This window comes from Anaeromyxobacter sp. PSR-1, assembly GCF_000964525.1.
In the GTDB taxonomy this organism is placed as follows: Bacteria; Myxococcota; Myxococcia; order Myxococcales; family Anaeromyxobacteraceae; genus Anaeromyxobacter.
Genome location: NZ_BAZG01000328.1, coordinates 1 through 2003, shown reverse-complemented (window position 1 = coordinate 2003; position 2003 = coordinate 1). Strand labels below are relative to the sequence as shown.

Annotated in this window: 2 protein-coding genes and 1 pseudogene; all 3 read left to right on the top strand. The window is 77.6% G+C overall.

Going from position 1 to position 2003, the window contains the following annotated elements:
* Positions 1-420: pseudogene (locus tag PSR1_RS23055) on the top strand (hypothetical protein); the annotation flags it as partial.
* A gap of 38 nt (positions 421-458) precedes the next feature.
* Complete coding sequence (hemW, locus tag PSR1_RS23050) at positions 459-1598, top strand: radical SAM family heme chaperone HemW (protein WP_059439619.1); 1140 nt, start codon at positions 459-461, stop codon at positions 1596-1598.
* 33 nt (positions 1599-1631) lie between these two features.
* On the top strand, positions 1632-2003 hold a 372-nt coding region (locus tag PSR1_RS23045), incomplete at its 3' end, for a TfoX/Sxy family protein (protein WP_160309054.1).

Below are 2003 nucleotides of genomic sequence, written 5' to 3'. Positions count from 1 at the left end.
GGCCTGCGCTACTTCCAGGTCCAGCCCGACGGCACCCTCCGCCACCTCACCCGCGCCGACCTCGGCGCGCGCGCGCCGCTCGCCAGCTCCGAGCTCACCTTCGTGCGCCGGGGCGACGACCCGCGCACCCGGACGCGCACCCACCGGCACGTGGCCGCCGAGCTCACCGACGCGGCCGTGGCGCGCGGCCCCGGCGTCCTCGCTCACCTCGCCGGCAAGGGCGAGCTGTCGGTCGCGCTCGGCGCCGTGGGCGCGTCGCCCTGGCGCGACGACCACGCGCGGCTCCGGAAGCTGCTCCTCGAGCGCGCCGCGATGATCGTCTCGGCCGGTCCGCGCCTGCCGGCCGCGCTCGCCCGCCAGGCCGGCCTCTCCGCGGAGGAGCGCGGGCCGTTCCAGGTGGCCCGGCGCGCCGGGCGCTGACACGGCGCGACGCGCCGCGCCGCGCTATCCTCCCCGGGATGGCGCGCCCGTTCGGCGTGTACGTGCACTATCCGTACTGCACGCACCGCTGCCCATACTGCGACTTCGCGGTCACCACCGAGCGCCCGCCCGGCGCCGGCCGGTACGCGCGCGCGGTGCGGGCGGAGCTCTCGCTGCGCGCGCCCGCGTTCGAGGGCCTCTCGCTCCGCAGCGTCTACCTCGGCGGCGGGACGCCGTCGCTCTGGGACGCGGAGGAGATCCGCGACGTCCTCGCCGCCATCCGCGACCGGTTCGGCCTGGAGGCCGGCGCCGAGGTGACGCTGGAGGTGAACCCGGAGTCGTCCGACCCGGCGCGGCTCCGCGCCTGGCGGGCCGCCGGCGTGAACCGGATCTCGGTCGGCGTGCAGTCGTTCGACGCCGGCGTGCTCGCGAAGCTGGGGCGCCGCCACGGACCGGAGCGGGCCGAGCAGGCCATCCGCGAGGCCGCCGCCGCGATCGGCAACGTCAGCGTGGACCTCATCTACGGCGCGCGGCGCTCCAGCGTGGAGACCGCGCGGCGCGACGCCGAGCGGGCGGTGGAGGCCGGCGCGGTGCACGTGTCCGCGTACGCGCTCACGCTCGACCCCGACGTCATGGCCGAGGAGGTGCCGCTCGCGCGCCTGCGGCGCGAGGGCCGGCTGCCGCTCCCCTCCGACGAGGACACGCTGGCGCAGGCGGCGGCGCTCCGCGCGGCGCTCCGGCGGCTCGGGCTGCGCCGCTACGAGATCTCCAACTTCGCCCGGCCCGGCCGCGAGTCGGTCCACAACGGCCTCTACTGGCGGCACGAGAGCTACCTGGGCCTCGGCGCCGGCGCGTACGGCTGCCGGCGCGGGGAGGCGGGCTCGGTGCGCTACGGCAACCTGCGCGACGCGGGCGCCTGGCTCGGGGCGGTGGAGGCGGGGCGGCTGCCCACGGCCGAGGAGGACCGGATCGACGCGCGCGCCGACCGGAACGAGCGGCTCATGCTGGCGCTGCGGACCCGCGAGGGCGCGCCGCTCGCCGCGCTCGGCCCGGCGCAGGCGCGCGAGGCCGCCGATCTGGTGCGGCACCGGCTGGCGGTGCGGCGGGATGGCGCGCTGGTGCTCACCCGCCGCGGCCTCGATCTGCACAGCGCGATCTCGGAGCGGCTCTTCGAGTGAGGTACGCTCGGCGGCACCGGGAGGCGCGCCGACATGGCCATCTCACCTTCGTTCGTGGATCACGCCGTGGACCTGCTCTCCGCGCTCGGTCCCGTCCAGGCGCGCCGGATGTTCGGGGGCGTGGGCCTGTACTGCGACGGCCTGATGTTCGGGCTGCTCGACGGCGACGAGCTGTTCCTCAAGACGGACGGCGAGACGCGCCCGTGGTTCCTGGAGGCGGGCTGCCGGATGTGGATCTACCCCGGCATGTACGAGACCAGCTACTACCGCCCGCCAGACGAGGCGCACGAGGACGCCGAGGCGATGCTGCCGTGGGCGCGGCTCGCGCTCGACGCGGCGGTCCGCGCGCAGGCCGCCCGGGGCGCGAAGGCGCGCGCGCCGCGCCGGGCGGGCGCGAAGGCGCGG

What these genes read in the sequence shown, in the direction of transcription:
- hemW (WP_059439619.1), top strand. Translation starts at nt 459, where the DNA reads ATGGCGCGCCCGTTCGGCGTGTACGTGCACTATCCGTACTGCACGCAC.